The organism is Leptospira kanakyensis (assembly GCF_004769235.1).
GTDB classification, from domain to species: Bacteria; Spirochaetota; Leptospiria; order Leptospirales; family Leptospiraceae; genus Leptospira_A; species Leptospira_A kanakyensis.
In genome coordinates this window covers 1-1,990 of record NZ_RQFG01000021.1, presented here as the reverse complement: position 1 = coordinate 1,990, position 1,990 = coordinate 1, and the positions used below count along the sequence as shown (strand labels likewise).

The 1,990-nt window shown below is 35.1% G+C and carries 3 protein-coding genes; all 3 read right to left on the bottom strand.

Annotated elements, in window-relative coordinates; translation table 11 throughout:
- Positions 1-240: 240 nt before the first annotated feature.
- The 3 genes from vapC to EHQ16_RS19060 all read right to left on the bottom strand — a co-directional run bounded on the left by vapC (position 241) and on the right by EHQ16_RS19060 (position 1,793).
- Positions 241-636, bottom strand: coding sequence for a type II toxin-antitoxin system tRNA(fMet)-specific endonuclease VapC (gene vapC / locus EHQ16_RS19070; RefSeq protein WP_135631309.1), 396 nt, complete (start codon positions 634-636; stop codon positions 241-243).
- Positions 636-869, bottom strand: coding sequence for a type II toxin-antitoxin system antitoxin VapB (gene vapB, locus EHQ16_RS19065; protein WP_135638920.1), 234 nt, complete (start codon positions 867-869; stop codon positions 636-638). The genes vapC and vapB overlap by 1 nt, the downstream gene beginning before the upstream one ends.
- A 240-nt stretch (positions 870-1,109) precedes the next feature.
- Positions 1,110-1,793 (bottom strand): hypothetical protein, encoded by a 684-nt coding sequence (locus EHQ16_RS19060; RefSeq protein ID WP_135631305.1) that lies wholly within the window; start codon positions 1,791-1,793, stop codon positions 1,110-1,112.
- Positions 1,794-1,990: the final 197 nt, after the last annotated feature.

Here is a 1,990-nt window from a genome sequence, read left to right as displayed (position 1 = left end):
GAGTTGGTATCCTATTTTTCTATGTCAAAACAGTCATAAAGATAAGATTTGGGGCATTGCGTATAACGAACTAGTGGAGGCGACGTTCCCTGACCCTGAGTCCCAACGGGACGTTAGGGACTGGCACGGAGTTTGCGGATGCAAACGAGTGACAGAAAGGGAATGTGGCGCAGCCCAAGCGAGGCCTCGTGCCGAAGCGCAGCGTCTCCATGCTGTTATGCGCTGGCGGAAAATATAAAATTAAATCCAGTTTTCTAATTTTAAATTTGGAACTCTGATAAACTCTTTTGTATTATTTGATACTAAAATTAGATTCTTTGAAATTGCTTGGGCGGCAATTTGAAGATCGTATGGTCCAATTATTTTCCCATTTTTTTCTAACGTGGCTCTTATGTGTCCGTATATTTCAGCATCTGAGTCTGTAAAAGGTATGATATCAAATGCAGAAAAGAATTTAATAAGTGTATTTTTGTTTTTTGCATAATCAATACTTTTAGCGGCACCGTATTCCAATTCGGCAACAGTAATGGATGAAATTTTAATCTGATAAGGCTCAATAGATTTTATTTTTTGAACAACTGACTCAGGCTTATTTTTAATAGAGTAAATGCAAATGTTCGTATCAATAAGATACATTAAAACTCTTCTCTAATTTGATTTTCAGGTTGAGATCTACCGTCTGACATAAAGTCATCAGAGAATTCATTAAGGCTTTCTTCAAAAGCTTTCCAAGGCTCATTTTTAGGAAAAAGGAAAAGTGTATTTCCAACTTTTTGTATATATAGTTCTTTTTCTGAAATTTGATATTCCTTTGGAATTCGAACTGCCTGGCTATTTCCACTAATAAAGACTTTTGATGCATGTGCCATATGTATATACTTGGGTGTATACAATGAATGTCAATTTCTATTTTCGCTCTGAAATAATCTTTCCGCTTGCGCATAACGAACTAGTCTACTCGATGTTTCCCGACCCTGAGTCCCGTCGGGACGTTAGGGACTGGCATGTAGCTTGCGTATGCGAGCGAATGCCAGAAGGGAAATGTGGCGTAGCCCGAGCGAGGCCGTAGTGCCGAAGCGAAGTGAGTAGACGCTGTTATGCGCAGATATTCATTTAATACATAGGTTTTCAATTTTTTCAATAAAAGTTTGAGCTTCATTTATATTGTTAAAGCTTTTGAGGAAGTTTATATGATAAATTGATCCAAAATTATAGAATATTGATTTTACTTTGTATTTGTTCGTAAGATTTTCTATAAAAAAGATTTGGTCATATCCTACCGAATAATGAATTTTTCTAGAATCTAATTCTTGGAGTAGATCTAGTTTTAATTTCAAATATTTATTCTCTCCTTGTATTAGATCTAGGAAAGAAAAATCAGTATTTAAACTTTTTTCAAATTCTAATGGGAATTCTAGGCTTGTATTGTTTTCTAAATTACTAATTAATATATTAACATTTTCAAGAATATGTTTTTTGCAAGTATAGGTCTCAGTTCCTGAGTCCGTATTAGTGAATTGTGTGCAATGAAAAGTATTTAGTAATGGGTATATTCTTCTGATATTGTTTTTGGGAATATTCCTGTCACAGTTTTTATTCGTAATAATTTTTTGTGCATCAATATTATATTTTAGAAATTTAAAAAATTTTTTTTTGTAAACCAATGGTATAAAAAGAGTAAGAATAATAAAAGTAAATATAGATCCAATTATTGGATTAATAATATAATTGTAAATTACGTATTGAGATAGAGGATTATCAGCAATAAGTTTTCTAAGTTTTGTTATTATCATATTTTATTTTGAATATTTGCGCATAACGAACTAGGGGAGACGACGTTCCCTGACCCTGAGTCCCGTTAACGGGACGTTAGGGACTGGCACGTAGCTTGCGTATGCGAGCGAGTGACAGAAAGGGAATGTGCCGCAGGCCAAGCGAGGCCGTAAGTGCCGAAGCGCAGCGTTTCCCCGTTGTTATACGAAGTTGCGAT